This window comes from uncultured Paraglaciecola sp., assembly GCF_913020055.1.
In the GTDB taxonomy this organism is placed as follows: domain Bacteria; phylum Pseudomonadota; class Gammaproteobacteria; order Enterobacterales; family Alteromonadaceae; genus Paraglaciecola.
In genome coordinates this window covers 1-18,974 of the sequence record NZ_CAJWCF010000052.1, presented here as the reverse complement: position 1 = coordinate 18,974, position 18,974 = coordinate 1, and the positions used below count along the sequence as shown (strand labels likewise).

The 18,974-nt window shown below is 43.0% G+C and carries 18 protein-coding genes; 11 read left to right on the top strand and 7 right to left on the bottom strand.

Features of this window, described 5'->3' with window-relative positions; translation table 11 throughout:
* Window positions 1-84 precede the first annotated feature (84 nt).
* Window positions 85-600: an immunity 22 family protein gene (locus QZ488_RS12430; RefSeq protein WP_293749126.1), complete on the bottom strand. Its 516-nt coding sequence runs from the start codon at window positions 598-600 to the stop codon at window positions 85-87.
* Window positions 601-839: 239 nt separating this feature from the next.
* Here QZ488_RS12430 and QZ488_RS12425 point away from each other — a divergent pair, with 239 nt between their 5' ends.
* The gene (locus QZ488_RS12425; RefSeq protein ID WP_293749124.1) at window positions 840-1,268 is read left to right on the top strand and encodes an FKBP-type peptidyl-prolyl cis-trans isomerase; all 429 of its coding nucleotides are present in this window, start codon (window positions 840-842) and stop codon (window positions 1,266-1,268) included.
* A gap of 47 nt (window positions 1,269-1,315) precedes the next feature.
* Here QZ488_RS12425 and QZ488_RS12420 read toward each other — a convergent pair whose 3' ends face one another.
* The gene (locus QZ488_RS12420; RefSeq protein WP_293749122.1) at window positions 1,316-2,290 is read right to left on the bottom strand and encodes an AraC family transcriptional regulator; all 975 of its coding nucleotides are present in this window, start codon (window positions 2,288-2,290) and stop codon (window positions 1,316-1,318) included.
* A 121-nt stretch (window positions 2,291-2,411) separates the two neighbouring features.
* Between QZ488_RS12420 and QZ488_RS12415 the strand changes: the two genes are divergently transcribed.
* The 6 genes from QZ488_RS12415 (at window position 2,412) to QZ488_RS12390 (ending at window position 7,962) form a co-directional block, all read left to right on the top strand.
* Complete coding sequence (locus tag QZ488_RS12415; RefSeq protein ID WP_293749120.1) at window positions 2,412-3,704, top strand: NAD(P)-binding domain-containing protein; 1,293 nt, start codon at window positions 2,412-2,414, stop codon at window positions 3,702-3,704.
* Window positions 3,705-3,707: 3 nt separating this feature from the next.
* Window positions 3,708-4,526 carry a bile acid:sodium symporter family protein gene (locus tag QZ488_RS12410; RefSeq protein WP_293749118.1) on the top strand — a complete coding sequence of 273 codons (819 nt, stop codon included), beginning with the start codon at window positions 3,708-3,710 and terminating at the stop codon, window positions 4,524-4,526.
* A gap of 67 nt (window positions 4,527-4,593) precedes the next feature.
* The gene (locus tag QZ488_RS12405; RefSeq protein ID WP_293749116.1) at window positions 4,594-5,523 is read left to right on the top strand and encodes an SDR family oxidoreductase; all 930 of its coding nucleotides are present in this window, start codon (window positions 4,594-4,596) and stop codon (window positions 5,521-5,523) included.
* On the top strand, window positions 5,516-6,304 hold the full coding sequence (locus QZ488_RS12400; protein ID WP_293749114.1) for an SDR family NAD(P)-dependent oxidoreductase: 789 nt from the start codon (window positions 5,516-5,518) through the stop codon (window positions 6,302-6,304). Before QZ488_RS12405 ends, QZ488_RS12400 begins: the two co-directional genes overlap by 8 nt.
* Window positions 6,301-7,032: a sulfite exporter TauE/SafE family protein gene (locus tag QZ488_RS12395; protein WP_293749112.1), complete on the top strand. Its 732-nt coding sequence runs from the start codon at window positions 6,301-6,303 to the stop codon at window positions 7,030-7,032. The genes QZ488_RS12400 and QZ488_RS12395 overlap by 4 nt, the downstream gene beginning before the upstream one ends.
* Before the next feature lie 75 nt (window positions 7,033-7,107).
* On the top strand, window positions 7,108-7,962 hold the full coding sequence (locus QZ488_RS12390) for a M90 family metallopeptidase (protein WP_293749110.1): 855 nt from the start codon (window positions 7,108-7,110) through the stop codon (window positions 7,960-7,962).
* An 8-nt stretch (window positions 7,963-7,970) separates the two neighbouring features.
* On the opposite strand, the gene QZ488_RS12385 is transcribed toward QZ488_RS12390, so the two are convergent.
* Together QZ488_RS12385 and QZ488_RS12380 are read right to left on the bottom strand one after the other, a co-directional pair.
* The gene (locus QZ488_RS12385) at window positions 7,971-9,032 is read right to left on the bottom strand and encodes an SMP-30/gluconolactonase/LRE family protein (RefSeq protein ID WP_293749108.1); all 1,062 of its coding nucleotides are present in this window, start codon (window positions 9,030-9,032) and stop codon (window positions 7,971-7,973) included.
* Window positions 9,033-9,252: 220 nt separating this feature from the next.
* Window positions 9,253-10,143: a ThuA domain-containing protein gene (locus QZ488_RS12380; RefSeq protein ID WP_293749106.1), complete on the bottom strand. Its 891-nt coding sequence runs from the start codon at window positions 10,141-10,143 to the stop codon at window positions 9,253-9,255.
* Window positions 10,144-10,516: 373 nt separating this feature from the next.
* Between QZ488_RS12380 and QZ488_RS12375 the strand changes: the two genes are divergently transcribed.
* The 4 genes from QZ488_RS12375 to QZ488_RS12360 all read left to right on the top strand — a co-directional run bounded on the left by QZ488_RS12375 (window position 10,517) and on the right by QZ488_RS12360 (window position 14,421).
* Window positions 10,517-12,682, top strand: a complete 2,166-nt coding sequence (locus QZ488_RS12375) for a TonB-dependent receptor (RefSeq protein WP_293749104.1) — start codon at window positions 10,517-10,519, stop codon at window positions 12,680-12,682.
* 28 nt (window positions 12,683-12,710) lie between these two features.
* Window positions 12,711-13,391, top strand: coding sequence for a Fe2+-dependent dioxygenase (locus QZ488_RS12370; protein ID WP_293749102.1), 681 nt, complete (start codon window positions 12,711-12,713; stop codon window positions 13,389-13,391).
* A gap of 95 nt (window positions 13,392-13,486) precedes the next feature.
* Window positions 13,487-13,786: a hypothetical protein gene (locus QZ488_RS12365; RefSeq protein ID WP_293749100.1), complete on the top strand. Its 300-nt coding sequence runs from the start codon at window positions 13,487-13,489 to the stop codon at window positions 13,784-13,786.
* 8 nt (window positions 13,787-13,794) lie between these two features.
* Window positions 13,795-14,421, top strand: a complete 627-nt coding sequence (locus QZ488_RS12360) for an MBL fold metallo-hydrolase (protein ID WP_293749098.1) — start codon at window positions 13,795-13,797, stop codon at window positions 14,419-14,421.
* 324 nt (window positions 14,422-14,745) lie between these two features.
* Here the strand turns inward: QZ488_RS12360 and QZ488_RS12355 are convergent, their stop codons facing one another.
* The 3 genes from QZ488_RS12355 to QZ488_RS12345 are packed head-to-tail and all read right to left on the bottom strand — an operon-like array spanning window position 14,746 to window position 18,537.
* Complete coding sequence (locus QZ488_RS12355; protein WP_293749096.1) at window positions 14,746-16,539, bottom strand: ABC transporter ATP-binding protein; 1,794 nt, start codon at window positions 16,537-16,539, stop codon at window positions 14,746-14,748.
* On the bottom strand, window positions 16,536-18,332 hold the full coding sequence (locus tag QZ488_RS12350; RefSeq protein ID WP_293749094.1) for an ABC transporter ATP-binding protein: 1,797 nt from the start codon (window positions 18,330-18,332) through the stop codon (window positions 16,536-16,538). The genes QZ488_RS12355 and QZ488_RS12350 overlap by 4 nt, the downstream gene beginning before the upstream one ends.
* Window positions 18,325-18,537, bottom strand: a complete 213-nt coding sequence (locus QZ488_RS12345; RefSeq protein WP_293749092.1) for a hypothetical protein — start codon at window positions 18,535-18,537, stop codon at window positions 18,325-18,327. The genes QZ488_RS12350 and QZ488_RS12345 overlap by 8 nt, the downstream gene beginning before the upstream one ends.
* Between the last annotated feature and the right edge of the window lie 437 nt (window positions 18,538-18,974).

Below are 18,974 nucleotides of genomic sequence, written 5' to 3'. Positions count from 1 at the left end.
AATCACTGTTGCAAATATTGCCGTCAAAGGACGGAATAGCGAAATATCATGACGTATTCCGCAGGTGAATTTACTAACTACTATTTAATCTGAATCTTGCTCTGAGTCATGCTCTGAACTCTCTTCATATTCTTCCTCATCTTGCTCTTCTTCACCCAGGAGGCTTTCGCTGGAGGCATCATAATTAAATGCTCCCAAAAAGGTGGTGTATTCATCCGCAGATACACCACTGGCTTTAATGCTGTATTCCTGTTCGAAAAGCAAAATGATCCAAGTGATTTGCTGCATCTTATTTTTCTTAGCTTTACTCATTAAGTTAACAATAAAAGAACTTGAACAAGAACAACCACCAGCCGCTTCATGTATATCAATAGTGCCAGTATGGGCACCATTAGTTTCCATCATCTCAGGAGTAAAATAGCGAATTTTATAATTCTCTGACCAAGTATTTTTTGCCCGAGTGCCTTTTTTGAAAAACGTTTCTTCAAAATATTCATCTGGGATATCAGCGTAAGGATGTTGCGATGCCCAAACAGATACTTTGCCTTTAGTATTAAAAAGTAACCCTTTTTCATGAGTTGAATGATTGTCTTGGTTCATAGTGAAGTAACTGCCGATAGTGAATATTGATGCACTCTATTATAGTGACAATCGAATAGCGAAGAAGTGATAATGCGAATAAAAGCAAACTTAGCGCTGAACTTACTTTAGATTTTTTAAAGGCAACTAAGATGAAATTAATTTCTTCTTAGTTGCGAATACACCATGCATCAAAGCAGCGAATGTTTTATCTTTATATCTAGAATAATATTCGAAGTGTGGAATAATTAGGTTTTTGAATGGCAAAAAATCAGCGGGCGCTTAACAAAGGCTCAAAAGGTCAGAACCGTAAGGGTAGCGAAGCCTTTATTGCAAAATACACAAACAAACCCGACGTTGTACAACTGCATTCGGGGCTTATGTATCGTATTTTGGAAGAAACCCAAGGCCCTGCTCCCACTATGCAAAATGAAGTGGTGGTAAACCAACGTATCTTAAATTTTGATGGCAGTGTAATTGCCGATACCTATAAAAGCGGATTTACCGATCGCTTTAGCCTTAAAGAAGCAATCCCAGGGTTACAAGAGGGTTTACAGTTGATGGCATTAGGCAGTCGTTTTGAATTTGTGATCCCACCAGATCTTGCTTGGGGGAAACGTGGAGTAGGCAATAAAATTGGCCCCAATGCGCTAATGGTATTTGATGTCAGACTATTGGAAATTGAGTAAAGCGGCACTCTCTAGACTATGTTCTGAATAGCTAAAAATGTGCCTAATTACTGACGTCTAAATTCCCGAATTCCCATTCCAGTCCAGCGTCGAAAGGCTTTGGCAAACGCATTTTCATCGGCATACCCAAGATGTTCGGCCAGTCCTGCCTGGGTTAGTTTTTTTTGTTGCACTAGTTCGATAGCACAGCGTTTTTTGGCTTGCTCCGACAAATCTTTAAAACTTAACCCTTCTTCGGCCAATTTACGATTTAAATGTCTTGCACTGATCGACAATTTTGCCGCTACTTGAGCCCGTTGTAATTTCGGCTGTTGTAATAACAAGGTTCTGATTTGACGACTAATCGCTCCCTGTCGTAGATTGCTTAATTGATGTTGCGCCAGCGTTTGCATTTGCTGTTGTATTTGTGGGTTGGCTGCATTCAGTTTGCGCTGCCAATCTTCATTGCTAAATTCAATGTAACTATCTTGTTGCTTAAAATACACATTACATTGACCAAATAATTGCTGATATTCGGATAACTCGGCTAATTGGGGATGTGAAAAAGACAATGACAAAGGCACTAAAGACTCACCCATCAGCCATTTCACACCGTTTACAACACAAACCAAAATAGCCTCGATGCGGATTTTTTGGGCAGCCAAAAAGGTGGGTTGATAGAGCAAACGCCAACCCCTTGCAGAACGTTTGATGACAAACGAACCACCCTCACCAATGATATCCGAATAGGTCGCCAAAGCTTGGGCAGCCGAGGCTAAATCTGGACTGCTCAATACCAAAAAAAACATCACATCAAAATGTGAAGGTTGCAACAAATTACCAATTTGCAATCCAATTGCTGGGTTGTCAGATTGTTGCTCTACCTGTTGCCAGAGTTGATCCTGTAACGACATAGGCAATCTTTCCCCAGCCGGTATCCCAGCGATAGCCAGTTCAAGATCATCTGAAATTTTAATGCCAACCATTGGCAACATCGACACAATAGCGCGGGTAAAACCTGTGGTGACAGTGGACTCAAGCACGTTAACTCAATAAATAAACCAATGTAATGTCCCATATTAACCAGTTTTAGTCCCAACTGACCAGCGTCAAAGGGAATTTATTCAGGTAACCTTTACCTGATCATTTTTAGGGGATACACAAATGTTGCCATATGTTGTAATCGGGGCCGGCCCAATGGGGTTATGTACAATGCGCCGTCTACTTGAGCAGGGGTTGCCGGTAATTGGTGTAGAGATACACTCAAACGTGGGCGGGTTGTGGGATATAGAAAGCACTACCAGTACCATGTACCAAACGGCGCATCTGATTTCGTCAAAAAGCATGACTGAATTCAGCGACTTTCCAATGGGCGATGAGGTGGCGACTTATCCTCGTCATGATCAATTGCGCCAATATTTTTGTGACTATGCTGAGCATTTTGATCTGTACCGACATTACCGTTTTAACACTAAGGTAGAGCGACTAGAACCCAGCGCTGACGGTTGGCAAGTGACCATAAGTCACAATGGCCAAACAGAAATCCTACAAGCGTCCGGTGTACTGCTGGCAAATGGCACCTTACACCATCCCAAACATGCTGAATTTGAAGGTGAATTTAGCGGCGAGCGTTTACACAGTAGTTTGTATCAAGATCCGGCCATATTTGCTGATAAGCGAGTATTGATTGTTGGGTGTGGAAACAGTGGTTGTGATATCGCAGTCGACGCCGTACATCGTGCAAAATCCGTAGACATGGTAGTCAGAAGAGGTTATTACTTTTTGCCAAAATTTGTGGCTGGCAAAGCGGTGGATACCCTGGGCGGAAAAATTCGCCTACCGAATAAAATCAAACAATTTGTCGATGGGCTACTGGTTAGATTAATTTCCGGTAAACCCAGCGCATTTGGATTGCCCGATCCAGATTACAAAATGTATGAGTCACACCCTGTTGTGAACTCTATGTTTTTACACCATATTGGCCATGGTGATATTAAAGTTCGCCCTGCGATTGAAAGCCTTACCGCATCAGGCGTTAAATTTATAAACGCTGAACAAGCCGATTATGATCTGATTCTTGAAGCGACCGGTTATAAACTAGATTACCCATTTATCGATCAAGCACATTTGAATTGGCAAGGTTTTGCGCCGCATCTTTATCTGAATATATTCACCCCAAAACATCACAACTTGTTTGTGATGGGTATGGTCGAAGCATCAGGTTTAGGCTGGCAAGGTCGTAACGATCAGGCGCAACTGGTTGCCGCCTACCTTAAAGCCAAACAACAATCTTCAGCCAAAGCCTCAGCATTTGAACAGCGCATTCAGCAAAATGCCAACAAACGTATCGATGGGGGCATGCAATACCTAAAAGTGGAACGAATGTCGTACTATGTGCACAAAGCGGATTACCTGCGGGCTATCCATGCTGAACTTAACCAATTAAAACAAGGCTAATCTGTGTCATCTACCGGTTTGTTGCTGCTGAATCTAATACTCGCATTAATGATGTTTGGTATTGCGCTGAGCTTACGCGCTGCTGATTTTCGTCAGGTATTACGTCAACCTAAAGCACCATTGGTAGCCATGCTGGCGCAATTTGTATTGTTACCAGCTGCCAGTTGGTTGTTAACCATGCTGGTGCCAATGCCTGCTGAAGTTGCCTTAGGTGTGATCCTAATCGGTGCTTGTCCAGGCGGCAGTTTTTCCAATATTATGACCTACTTAAGTAAGGGGAATGTGGCTCTATCCGTTAGTATGACAGGCATTGCTAGCCTTGCTGCGGCATTACTCACCCCGTTTAATTTTATGTTATATGCCAGCCTCAATCCCGCCACTAAAGAGTTGTTAACCAGTATTAACGTGCCCTTTGAAAATATTTTAATTCTTGTAATACTAGTACTGGCATTACCTTTACTGCTTGGTATGTTAACCGCTAAACTTGCTTCCAACTTTGCGCTTAAAAGTCAGGGTGTATTTAGAATTATTTCTCTCACCACCTTATTCTCTTTTGTGTTGTTGGCACTGATTAAAAACTGGCAAACCTTTGCTGATGCCGCGGATTGGTTTTTGTTATTAGTACTACTGCACAATGGTTTTGCATTGTCACTGGGTTACGGTTTGGCGTATTTAATGCAACTCAGCAGAGCCGACCGCAGAGCAATAACATTTGAAACTGGGATCCAAAATTCTGGATTAGGACTGGTATTATTTTCACTTTCTTCAGTGAATTTAGCGGTATGGCCATTATTGCTGCAGCTTGGGGGATTTGGCATTTGATCAGCGGACTAAGTTTAACTTGGTTGTGGCATTGGCGCGATAAAACAGATTCACAGGAAAGTCAGCAATGAAGGTATTAATTACGGGGTCGCAAGGCTACATCGGCCAGAAATTGGTCAAAGCACTGGTACCCCATTCACACGTGACAGGCATAGACATAGTCGATGCCACTTCTGAAAACTATGATTATCACAAAATGGATATTCGCGATCCGGCATTATCCGAATTTATGCAGCAACAGAAATTCACTCACGTAGTACATTTAGCCAGTATTTTACAACCTTCCGATGACCCACGGCGAGATTATGACATCGATGTAAATGGCACGCTTAATGTGTTGGGAGCGTGTGTCAAAGCAAATGTTAATCACCTTACCGTTACCAGCAGTGGCGCTGCGTACGGTTATCATGCCGACAACCCAGACTGGCTAAGTGAAACCGATGCACTACGCGGTAATCCACACTTTGCCTACAGCCATCACAAACGTCTTATCGAAAACATGTTGGCTGATTGCCGCACCAATAATCCTGACTTGCAGCAATTAATACTCCGCCCGGGCACAGTATTAGGGGCAAATACCAACAACCTGATCACCAATCTGTTCCGTAAAAAACGAATATTGGCCATCAGGGGTAGTCGCTCACCTTTTGTATTTATTTTGGATGAAGACGTAGCCGAGATTATTCTGCAAGGCGTGCAACACAGCAAAGTGGGCATCTATAACCTTGCCGGAGATGGTGCACTGTCAATTCAAGACATTGCCGCCGTAATGAACAAACCTTTACTGACCTTGCCCGCTGGATTACTGCAATCACTATTGTGGATAGGTAACAAGCTGGGGATCAGTTCTTACGGGCCAGAGCAACTGGACTTTCTGCGTTATCGTCCGGTTTTGAGTAACAAAGCATTAAAAGAGCAATTCGGATTTGTGCCTAGCAAAACCTCCAAACAAGTGTTCGAATTTTTTGTAAAATCACAAGGGCTGATCAATGAATAAACCCGTTGCCATAATAACCGGTGCGGCGTCGGGTTTAGGTTTAGAAATGGCTAATCAACTGGCAGCTGAATACCAGCTTTATCTAGTTGATGTGCAGGCCGACAAACTGAACGCCTTAAACCAACAATTTACTGACTGTAAACTGTTTACCTGTGATTTATCCAATATGCAGTCAGTAGACGAACTTGTTGCGCAAATCAGCCAACATAATCCGAATATCGCGCTGCTGATCAATAATGCCGGTATTACTCACCGTTCGCAGGTCAGGCACACTCAGGCCAAGGTAATTGAACAAGTAATGGCAGTAGATTTTCATGCTCCGGTGCGATTGACCCAGGGGCTTCTGCCACGACTGCTAGAATGCAAAAGCAAAATTGTGAATATCAGTTCCATGGCTGGCTGGATGCCCGTGCTTGGCCGAGCGGGATATTGTGCTGCCAAATCAGCATTACATCAGTATTTTGAAACTCTACGCGGCGAATTACTCGACAGCGGTTTAACTGTACTGATGGTCTACCCCAGTTTTATCGATACACCAATCAATCAAAATGCACTAGGTGGAGATGGAAACCAAGCAACACACCCAAGATCTACCGTGGGTCATATTCATAGTGCCAATTGGATGGTCAAAAAAATTGTTAAAGCAATCCGCAATAACAAACAACGCCTGTTTCCAGAGCCTCTTACTTTAGTGTTTAGCTTGTTATATCGGTTATGGCCGAGTTTATTTATGCGTTTAATGCGCCGCAAATTTGCCACAGAATTAGAGAGTCATTCATGAGTCTGTTATTTCTAGCGCTGTGTGTGTTGGGTGCATTTGCGATTCAAGCCATGACCGGGTTTGGCAGCATTGTATTAGCCCTCACCTTCGGTGCTTTGGTGTTTGATATCAAAACATTAGTGCCATTATTGGTGGTTCTGAATATTATGATGACTATCCCTATGGCATGGATGAATCGGCGCCATATCGAAACCCAGCTGTTGCTTAAACGCATACTACCTTTAATGTTGCTGGGATTATTAGCCGGTGTTTTATTCTCGCCGTTAATTAATGAACTATGGGCCAAGTTAATTTTTGCCGTATTAATTATCTGGGTTTCGTTACGCTCTTTATTCTCGTCGAATAGCGCACCTCAAAGCACGGCCGGTCGTAACCTAACCATTAGTACCGCTGGTATAGTGCATGGGTTATTTGCTTCTGGCGGGCCATTACTGGTGTATGCACTGGCCCGTAGCCAAATTAATAAACAGGCATTTCGCGCGACTTTATTAACACTGTGGGCAACCCTGAATCTAGCCCTGACATGCTGGTTTTTATGGCAAGGCAAACTGGTGGGTCAAAGCTTGAATATACTAATTTTGGCACCTTGTGTGTTTGTAGGTGCTTGGTTGGGTAATATTCTGCATCATAAAATTAACGAGCAATTGTTTCTAAAAGTGGTGTTTAGCTTGTTGCTAATAGTGGGTCTAATACTACTGGTGAATTCAGCACGTTTACTAATTGATTGATGAAACTTTTTATTACTTGGCAGTGGCCAATATTGCTAAGCTAGGGTTTGACCTTACCTAATTCACAGAAAAGCTATGCGCCAAAGTCTCATTTATTTTTTACTAAGCTTACCCATTTTGGTTATGCTGGCGTGGTTTTACTTGGATAAACGCAAGATAAAACAACGTGAATTAAAACGTATACAATTAAGCGCACAACCACTCCCGCCCGAATACTTGCATATATTGCAAAGCCAATTCCCGTTATATGCGCGTTTACCCGATGAGTTACAGAATAAGTTAGCCGGTCATATTCAAGTATTTTTAGCTGAAAAAGACATTGTTGGGCGCAATGGCCTCGAAATAAAAGACCAAATAAGAGTGTTAATAGCCGCTCAAGCGTGTTTATTAATACTCAATCGGCCTGGTAATTATTATCCCGGTTTTCGCAGTATATTGGTTTACCCCGAGACCTACGTGGCCAGCAGTACGCGAACAGAAGGCATGTTGCATATTACCGGTACAAGCACCAGAGCAGGAGAGTCATGGCACCGAGGTCCAGTCATACTGGCATGGAATCACGTGCTGCAAGGTGCAAGAGATAGTCGCGATGGACACAATGTGGTGATGCATGAGTTTGCCCACAAATTAGATGAAGAAAATGCAGCAATGGATGGTCTGCCCTTGTTACCTACAGCACAGCAATATCAACAATGGTCACAAGTTTTAAATGCCGAGTTTAATGTGCAACAACAAAAGTGGGCTAATGGCGTGGATGATGTGATTGACAGTTATGGTGCCACCTCCCCCGCTGAGTTTTTTGCTGTAGTGACTGAAACATTTTTTGAGAAACCCCACCAGCTAGAGCATCACCACCCTGAACTATATGAACAATTTAAACAGTGTTATTTACTCGACCCCAAACAATGGTCAAAAGACAAGGGTAACTAGGACGCCGCTTAAGGCAATTTATACTTTCCGATCCGATCATTATGCAAACTACCTAAATACAGATAACCCTGATGTTCACGGGCAGAGGTAATTTCCTTTAGATGCTGACCTGTGGGTTCATGTAAACTTTGGGTAATTACGCCTTGTTCGTTTAGAGCCAAAACTAAGCCGTAAGGTTTTGGTTTAGGCCACATAGACTTGGGTAACTTGGACATTTGTTTTTTTAGAAAAGGCGAAACATGCAGACTGTCTATATCATCATTGCGAACCGTAAACAGAGCCAACCAAAACTTACCTTTACCATTGCTGGTAATGTTATCGGGAAACCCGGGTAGATTATCAATAAAAATATCATGAGTACCGGCTTTGGGGCCCTTCAACCAGTATCGGAGGATCCGGTAGCGGTATGTCTCATTCACTAAAACAAAGTCTTCGTCTTGAGATAACGCCACACCATTGGCAAAGTACAGGTTATCCACTAGCAGTTTTGTCTCACCAGTGTTGAGGTTGTAACTAAGAAACCTGCCATGAGGTTTTGCTTCTAAGAGGTCGTAAAGGTATTCAGTTTGCTCATATTTGCTGCTCGCATCGGTAAAATAAACGATGCCATCGCTGGAAATATCCAAGGCATCGGTAAACTTCAGAGGAATATCATTCGCTGTATTAACCAGCACTGTAATCTCACCAACAGGATTAATCGACAGTAATCCTTTATACGCATCACACACAATGAGGTTCTGATTTTTATCAAACAACATTCCCAAAGGTCGCCCATGGGTTTGCGCAAAAACCTCTAACCGACCATCTGCCATTATCCGCACAATGTCACCATCTTGGGTGCCACCATAAACGCGATTTTGACTGTCAATTGCCACTTCTTCAGGGCCATTGATTTTTCCGACGGCCAACAGTTCCGCCTTCTGTAAAAGGCTGTTGCTTGCCAGCACATCAGTAAGTGGTTGCGCTTGGGACGGTGAATAAGCCACCGGTGAAATAGGCGCTGGCAGGAAAATAAAAATGACCAGTAAAAGCACCAAAATACCGACTAAACTAAAGATTAATTTTTTCAAACTCGCTTCATCCTATTTAAATTGAGATATGCAAAACGTCACGAGTCTATTACGAAGACACGCAAAAGCCATCAAAAATGACTGAATTCAAGATAAGTAAACGTATTGATGTATCTAAACAGGGGCGTTGGAGAAAAAGTTTGCTAAGGATTAGACTGAGTCCCACCCATAGCAAACTTTACTTTATTTTTTACTGATATTAAAAATCAGCAATGAGTGGCTATTTAGCACAACCACTAGATTCAGGATCAGTTTTCTTAGCCGCCCAATTCAGCATATTTTTCAAAATAAGCAATGCTTCAGTGGTCTCAAAAGTTTCATATCGATGACCCATAGCCGTAAAGACTGTGCGGGCCTGATTATCGCCTAAACAACGCGCCCAAATGATAGGGTGATCTGAGGTTTTTGGCCCCATACGTAAATCGGAACGATCGCCATAAGCGTTATTCACTGGGCTATAAGTACTTTCATCCAAGCCTGCTAAAACAATAAAGTCATCACTTGGCACAGCTTCAAATGTATACCATTCGTCTGTCGCCATAAACTCACTTGGAAGGCCTTGCATAACTGGATGTTTGGGGGCTAACACTTCAACCCGTGCTTCTTGAAATTGCGGGTCCATTGGATGACTAACAAAGGTCGCGCCTAATACTTCATTGTGATAAAAATCCCAATCTTGATGGGAGTCATCACCAGCACCATGTAATAAAACGGTACCATTACCTTTAGACTGCCACTTAGCAAACGCCGTTTCTTCTTCTGGCGTTAGCGCGTCGCCTGTCATGTTATTAAACACAACAACGTCAAAACGGGCTAAGTCCTTTTCGTTAAATATTCCACTGTGTTCAGTTGTGTAATAACCATGTCCCATTTCTTTTGCGGCCTTCATAATGGCCAGGTTTGCACCCGCAATCCCTTCTTCATGTCGCCAATCTCGCGTCTCTGAGAAAATCAAAATAGAAGGAGTAGGCACAAAATTGAAATATCGACTTGTCGTGGGCACGAGTTCGCCAACAACGGTAGTAGGTTTCGATTCTGACAATGACTTCTCAGGCACTTCCGAGGAGCATGCTGCCAATAAAACTAATGGTAGGAGATATAATATTTTCATATGAAAACGATATCATTAGATTATTTTTAAAGCAATAAACAGAAGTACAAACCAATAGTTCAATTAATTATTGTTTATAATTTCATTTACCTTGTTGATGTATAAAGCATTTTTTCACTACAAACCCAGGCAATCCAAACGCAAATGATAATAGTTATTATTTGGCTTTACAAAATACTTTTATGCTTTTATTATCTGTTCCCTCGAAAATCACATGGGAACACACAGCTAAAATGTCTAAATCAAATCAATCAATATCTACTTTTGGATCAGGCGCTCTGACCACACTTGCATTAAATCTAAGTCCGGTATTAGCCAATGAGGCCAACCAGCAATGTGAAGCAAACGATTAGATTGTGCACAACAACAAGAAATGGAATTAATCCGTATTCACGGTGTACGTAACTCGATTTACAATGTGAAAACCTCGGGCGATTTACGCCGAGTTGCTGACTTGGTTGATACGCCGCAAACAATTACGGTATTAACCAAAGACCAAATCAACGAAGCGGGTCGTACTGACTTAAAAGAAATATTGGCATCTCAAGCTGGGGTTACTTTAGGAACTGGAGAAAACGGAAATGCCTTCGGTGACAGATATATTATACGTGGCCACGAAGCTCGTTCAGATGTGTTTGTCGACGGATTACGCGACCCGGGAATGACCACTCGCGAAAGTTTTGCATCAGAACAAATTGAAATTACTAAAGGGCCTAGCTCTACCTTTGCTGGTCGTGGTTCATCTGGTGGTGCAGTGAATAGCATTACCAAAAAAGCATCAACCGCTTATCAGTTTGGTCGTATAGACGCAGGCATAGGCACAGATGATCACTACAGACTTGAGCTTGATTACAACACGCCCGTCTCGACTAACTTTGCGACTAGAATAAATTTACTGAGCACCGAAGAAGATGCATCAGGCCGCGAAGGTATTAGCCGTAGCCGTGATGGTTTGCTGCTATCTGGGTTGTACGACAACACCGAAGATTTGCGGGTGTATAGCGATTTTTATTACCTCAAAGCTGATGATACACCTGATTTGGGCAGCTATTTTGACCGCAATCTGCGCACACCTGTGGCTGATATACCGGTTTACGCGCAAAGCAGCGACTTTTTAGATTCAGAGGTATTTGCCTTTACCGTACGTACTGAATACGACATTAACGACTCATTAAAGTTTTATAATGCCACCCGTTACGGCCAAACATCCAATGCCTATCTCACCACAGGTGCCAATGGCGCAGTGCGTGCTGATGAAGATTTAACAGCGCCTGGCGCCGCGACTATCAGACTAAGTACCCATCAGGGATGGCAAGAAGTAGAATATTTCGCCACCCAATTTAACCTTTTTTGGGATGTATCCACTGGCAGTGTTGAACATAAAATATTGTTTGGTTTAGAAGTGTCTGATGAAGAAGTTGAAAACGGAGTGTTTAGTTTCGACGACAATACTGCAGCAACCAACTGTTCAACCTCAGGTCGTCGCGGGGTTTCTGCCGGTTATTGTTTATTAGACGGTAATGGCGATGTGTATGCCCAACCACAAAATATCATGGGTAGAACCTTCGAAAGAGGTAACGCCGACTCATTATTTTCTGCTCAAACTGTCGCAGCTTATATAATGGATACCGCCACCATTAATGAACAATGGCAGGTATTCTTTGGCCTAAGACAAGATACCATTGATTACAGCAACGATGCGGTAAGCCGCGGTACAGAGTTGGATTACGCCTACAAAGACGACTTCCACAATGGTCATCTAGGTGTGGTGTATAGCATAAATGACGATGCCAATATCTATGTAAGTTATGCCACGGCCACAAACATTAATGGCGGCGAATCAGACTTAGGTGCAAACTGTGGTTACGGTGGTTTGTGTGGTGATACCGATCAAGCATCGGCAGCCGATCCTGAAACAGTGGAGAACATCGAATTAGGCGCGAAATTTTCGTTACTAGATGAAAAACTGTTTGTCGCCGCCTTATTTCAAATGACAAAATTTAACGTAATGGAAAGTGTAGGCACAGATGATTATTCTACATTAGGCACATTAAACACCGGTAAAAACCGAGTCAAAGGTGTTGAGTTTGCCATGAACGGTAATCTGACTGATAAGTTAAGCATTCAAGTCAGTGCCGCCAAAATGGAATCAGATGTATTAGCCTCAATTAACCAAGGCAATATTGGTTTAAACCTAAGTAACTTCGCTGAAGAAAGTGCCTATGTGCAACTTCGTTATCAACCAAATGACAGCTTTGCGTTTGGTGGTGATTTCACTTACCAAGGTGAAATGTACGGTGGTCAACCCGATTCTGCCGCCGGTTACGACGCAACTAACTCTCAATACAGTATTGTGATACCCAGCTACAATGTAGTGAACTTATTTGCTAACTATCATGCCTCTGAAGCCATGACATTTAGACTAAATATAGGCAATGTCACCGATACCGAATATTGGACCGCAGCTTATAGATCAGGTGCATTTATGTACCTAGGCGATGGCCGCAGTGCGCGCGCCACAGTCACGTATGAGTTTTAATTTTAGTTAACCAGTAGGAAATCTATTTATGGTCTTGATTGAGCAGTTATTAACAAAAGACGAAGTTGTACAATTTCGTCACAAACTTTATCAAGCACCATGGATAGATGGTAAAGGCACCGCCATGGGTATGGCAGCTGATGTCAAACAAAATGCCCAAGCAGATGCTAACCACAGTGACATACAAACATTATCTAACTTACTGTTGAGTAAGTTAGGTAATTCACCTCAAGTGGTGTCAGCAGCCTTACCTAATCGGATTTTCCCACCGTGTTTTAATCGATACTCACAGGGCGAAACCTACGGTTACCATGTAGATGCGGCTATCATGCGAATGCCCAATAGCCACGAAGTTTTGCGCTCAGACATATCCATGACCACCTTTTTGTCAGAGCCCGACGAATACCAAGGTGGCGAGTTAATCATCAGTACCGAATTCGGTGAACAAAAAGTCAAATTAGCCGCAGGTGATGCAGTATTGTACCCCTCCAGTAGTTTGCATAGAGTCACTCCAGTGACCGAAGGTGAAAGGTTAGCCGCCATCACTTGGATCCAAAGTTTAGTGTCGGATAGCGCCATGCGCGACACCCTCTATCAACTTGATCAAAGCATTCAAACCTTAGTCAATAACCCTGCGATTAGACGCGAGGAATTGGATAGGTTACATCATGTTTATCACAACTTAATTAGGCAACATTCTCAGGTGTAATTTTTGCAATTCAGACTCCTGGATATTATGACTGATTAATTTACTAGCATGTTAGGATCAACAAGCTTTGAAAATTCAAAATCAGGAAATGAATTATGTTAGGTAAGTGGTTTGCTAAATGGTTATGTTGTTTTGCTTTGCTATTTACTGGTCATGTGCCGGCCAAACAAGCTGAACAAAGTTTGTATATTTTAGGCGTAGTGCAAGATGCCGGTTTTCCGCAAATTGGCTGTTATCAACAGCACTGTTTACCGGCTTGGCAAGATAAGCGCTTACAACGAGGTGCGGTGTCTATTGCACTAATTGACCAAAAAGAAAAAACCAAATATTTATTTGAAGCTAGCCCTAACCTTCCCCAACAACTGTATCAGTTATCTACCATAGCCCCGACCTAGACTATCAATTGGCAGGTATATTCCTCACACATGCACATATTGGACACTATGCTGGGTTAATGTACTTAGGGCATGAAGCGATGGGCGCTAACAATGTACCTGTGTATGCAATGCCCCGTATGAAACAGTTTTTAGAAAATAATGGCCCATGGGATCAACTTAGTCGCTATAACAACATTCAGTTAAAACCTTTAGCAGACAAGCACCCCGTATCCCTAACGCAGGTGTCTGTCACCCCTTTTACCGTGCCCCATCGAGATGAATATTCTGAAACTGTGGGTTATCGCATTCAAGGGCAGCATAAAACCGCAATTTTTATTCCTGATATCAACAAATGGCAATCTTGGAAAACCAACATTGCTGATTTGGTGAAAACCGTCGACTATGCGTTTTTAGACGCGGCATTTTATGCCGACGGTGAGTTACCCGGCCGCGACATGTCAAAAATCCCCCATCCCTTTGTATCAGAAAGCATGCAAATTTTTGATGCTTTGCCCATACAACAGCGGAATAAAATTTGGTTTATTCATATGAATCACACTAACCCATTGCTGAATAAAAACAGTCCAGAAGCAAAGCTGGTGCAGTCCAAGGGCTACCATATTGCTCAAGAGGGTTTGAGTTTTGATTTATAGCGACCTTGCTCTCATAAATAGGTGCAATTTTAAAATCGTTCGCAATTAATCAGCAAATCACTGGCGTGACTAAAAGTGCTAAAACACAGCACAATTATCAATGTGAGCCACATGATAACTTCCTTGTAAAAATGTTTTCGAGGCTAAAAGATTAACTTGGGGTTAGATTGTCTAAAGGTTGTACGCAAAAATTCATGAATAGCTGGCGCCAATTCAAGGTTGTCTCTAACACCATAATAAATGGGTAAATCGGGCAACAAAGGGGACCACTATGAGGCAATTTACAACATAAACCTGAGGGCCCCCCCCAAGTTTATGTCAGCATCAGGCCAAAACTGGCTTGATTAAGTCGCCATCGTCTGCAATATTGGTGTCATCTGTGAGTAAGTTGGAATAAACACCGTTCATCGCTAGCAAGTCTTGGTGGTTGCCCTGCTCCACAATTTTGCCTTGGTTGAGCACCAATATTTGATCCGAGTGGCGAATGGTACTCAGGCGATGCGCAATAGCGATCACGGTTTTTTCTTCAAACAAACGGCTAATGGCTTTTTGGATCAGATTTTCGGTAATCGAGTCCACCGAACTGGTGGCTTCATCTAGCATCATCACCTGCCCGCCCTGAGCCACAGCCCTAGCAAAGGAGATTAGCTGAGCCTGACCCGCCGACATATTACTGCCGTTATTTTTCAGCTCAAATTGGTACTGACGGGGCAGCCCCAAAATATAGTCATGGGCATATACGTATTGTGCGGCGTCTTCCACCGCGTGGTCACTGATTTTGTCGTCACCAAGGGAAATATTGAAGCGGATATTCTGCTCAAACAAAAACACGTCTTGCTGCATCAGCGAAAACAACGGCAACACAGTGTCTTTGGGAATGCTCGACAGCTCTATGCCATTTAGAAGAATACTACCTTCGTAGTCCATGTAGGTTTTATTCATGATGCGCATGATAGTCGACTTGCCTGAGCCGGTTGTGCCCACCAAGGCCAATTGCTGACCCTTGTTTAGGGTGAACGACACATCATCCAACACATTGGGACCTGCGCCGGCATAACGAAAACGCACGTTTTTGAATTCTAGAGATTCGAAAGTAGCTAGTTTGTCTTTTAAGGTTTCTGCTGGCAAAAGTGTGCGCCCATCTTCTTCGAGATCTTCCACAAAAAGTTCTTCTATGTGCTCAAAAGCAGCAAAAGAGCGCTGAATAGCAGCGATCTGCGAGGTAAAGTCACGCAGCGGTACAAACACTTTTTCTAAGGTATTGATAAAGGCGATCAACACACCAAGGCTCACCACACCGGCCAAAACCTTACCAGAGCCATACCAAATAATCAGTCCAATGGTGATGGTTGTGATACCCGTTATAATCGAAAACAAAGTGGCATCGTATTTATTGGTTTTTAACTGCGCACGCAAAAACTCTTCGGTGTAACCGTGATATTTGGCTTCCACTTCCTCTTCTGCGCCATACAGTTGTACGGTTTTCACCCCAAACAAACACTCTTGCAGAAAGCCCGTGCCCTTAGCCAAAGACGAGCGCGTAATGGCATACATTTCACGCAGCCTATTGCGCACATACTGAGTCAGCATCAATACCGGCGGAAACACCAGCAACACCAACAAAGCCAATTGCCAGTTGATGAAAAACATAAAAATCAATACCGCTACTGTGTTGATAGAGTCTTTGAGTAAACTCAACACACCTAACACAAACGATTCACCTATGGCTTCAAGATCGCTGGTCAAACGCGACAAGGTGACACCTGTGGGCGTTTTATCAAAATAGGTGCGGGGTAACTTCAAAATGCGCGCAAACAACTCCATACGTATATCAAAAACGGCCTTTTGTCCGGTCAAGCGCAAGCAGTAAGTATAAAGACCATCGGCAATGTAATTGACAATCAACACCACCAGCATGATGCTAATCAACAACATCATGCCTGCGTATTTACCAGGTGTGAGGTGTTCATCAATCACCTGAATAATCAGCCAAGGGAACAACAAGTTAGCCGCCACCGATATGGGCATCATCAACAAACCAATCACCGCGGTTTTTTTATATTTCGAAGCGAAGTGATAAAAATGTTTAAGGTGATGGAAGTCAGGCGTTTTAATCATGCTACCTCTCCCGTCTCATGTTGCTGTAATTCCCAAGTCTCGCGGTAATAGTCAGACGACTCAAGCAGTTCGGCGTGTGTGCCTCGGGCGATGATTACACCATTTTGCAACACCAGTATTTTGTCCATGTATTCCAGCGCGCTAACGCGATGCGACACCACCAATAAACTTTGCCCCACAATACGATTAAACACGCCTTTAAGAATGGTTCGCTCGGTTTCGTAATCCACCGCCGACAACACATTGTCCATAATAATAAGGTCGCAAGGGGTGAGTAGCGCCCGCGCGATACTCAGACGTTGCTTTTGTCCACCCGACAACATAATGCCTTTTTCACCCACCAGCGTTTGTTCGCCATCGCTAAAACGCCGAATGTCTTCGCTCAATTGGCTGAGTTCGAGTACTGGCTGCACGTCGAGATTGTCTGTAGCTTGCAGTTGGTTGTGCTGTTCTTTGTGCTGTTTTGCCCCAAATTTCACATTTTCAGCAATGGTATCGGAAAACAAAAAAGGCTCTTGGGTGATGGTGCGTACGTAACTACGCCAATCCTGACGTGACATTTGAGTAATGTCTTTGTCCCCCCAAAAAATGTGCCCGCTTTCAAGGGATAAATGATGATTCAAACAATTCACCAGAGTACTTTTACCTGCACCAATACTGCCTAAAACACCTACTTTCTCACCCGGTGCAATGGAAAAACTCAGATCCTTAAGTACTGCCTCGGCATCTTCACCTTTAGCGCTTGGGTAAGTGTAACTGAGGTTTTTTACCGTTAGTGTCGAGCCATGCAAGGCGGCTTTTTTATTGGCGTCCATTCTCAACAGATCGGTGCTTGGCACTTCGTTATTCAAAATGTTCTGCACACTATCAATACTGATCATGCCCATTTGATAAACCGTAACAATGCGGCCCAAGTGCATCAGCGGTAGTGCCAAAAGTACCGAGTAAGATAAAAAGGCAGTAATTTCACCAATCGTCAGCTTGGCCTGCAACAGATAATAACCGCCTAGGCCCAAAATCAGCACCTTCATAAAATGGTTGGCGTAATCCAGCACAGGCATAAAAAAGGTTTGGATTTTGGCTATTTTCATCGTGCAATCAAACAGACGACGATTGACCGCATCCACTTCACTGGTCACCCACTCACTCATCTGCTGATTTTTAATCAAGTCTATGCCCGACAAGTAGTTCATCAACTGCTCGGATAAATCCTGCAAACGGGTTAAGCGCTCTGTATGTAAGGCGCGCAATTTTCTAAAACCAATGCGGAAAATAATTGCAGCAATAATAATGGGGATCACCGAATACAGGGTTAATTCGGGAGAGATTTTCCACATCCAAATGGGGGTAAGCGACAGCGCAAACAAAATATTAAACAGCTGTAAAAAACCAACCCCATAAAACAGGCGAATGCCATTCAAGTCGTTATTGATAATGGAGATAAGTTTGCCCGACGCATATTGTGTGTGAAAGCTTGAGGGCAAACGGTTAAGCCGATGAAATACATCATTTTTCAAGGCCGCTTCGGTAATACGCCCAGGGTTTAAGGAGTACATGCGCGACAGAATACGGATCACCACCATGATCACCGACAAAGCAATCACCCACTGCACGTTTTCAAGCAACCCCTCTTTTGACGCAAGTGTTGCCTCGTTAAGCAAATCAACCGCCAGCTGGATGTAGCGGGGAATTTCTACTTGTAAGTAATTCACCACAAAAATGCACACAATCGCAAACAAATAAGAGAACTTGTTCAACAGGAAATAGTGCAGTATAAATTTTGATTTAGTCATGGTTACCCGCGCCTTTGTTACAGATAGATGCATGTTGTGCAAGGCAAGCGTCGATAATCAGCTGTCTTGGCTCCCCCGCTTCGCTCAATTGCTCAAGCAACCAAACAGGCAGGCGAATAGCTTGGGTTTTCACCCCCGGTTTGCGACCGCAACCGGGGCGCTTACCGCCGTGATCACAGCAAGCGTCATTTGACTTATTGGGCATTTTGGCTCGATTTAAGAAAGGCATAAGAGTAGATAACTTGATAAGTGTACAGTTTTCAAATCTTTTTTACTAGCGGCTATTTTTGAGCACTGTTTAATCGGTAATACAGACTGCTATATTTTTTTACGGAAAGGCAACTAATACGGGCACAAGCTCTGTGAATGAAAAATTAATGTGACTATCCTATTAAGGGTTAAGCGCTGCTGATTTTTTACGATGGCGGTATGTGTAATTTTAGTCAGTCAAAACTGTAAATTTGAAGAAAAATGAAACGTTTCAGCGAACCTGCCCCCGCAGGTTGCTTTGCATATGCTTACAAATTAGCGTTTGAACAAACATTGTAATAGCAGACAACTTTTTAATATGGCTATGTTTTTGTAAACTGTTGCAATACTGTATATAATTACAGTTAATAAGGAGGTGGTCTATGATCCCAG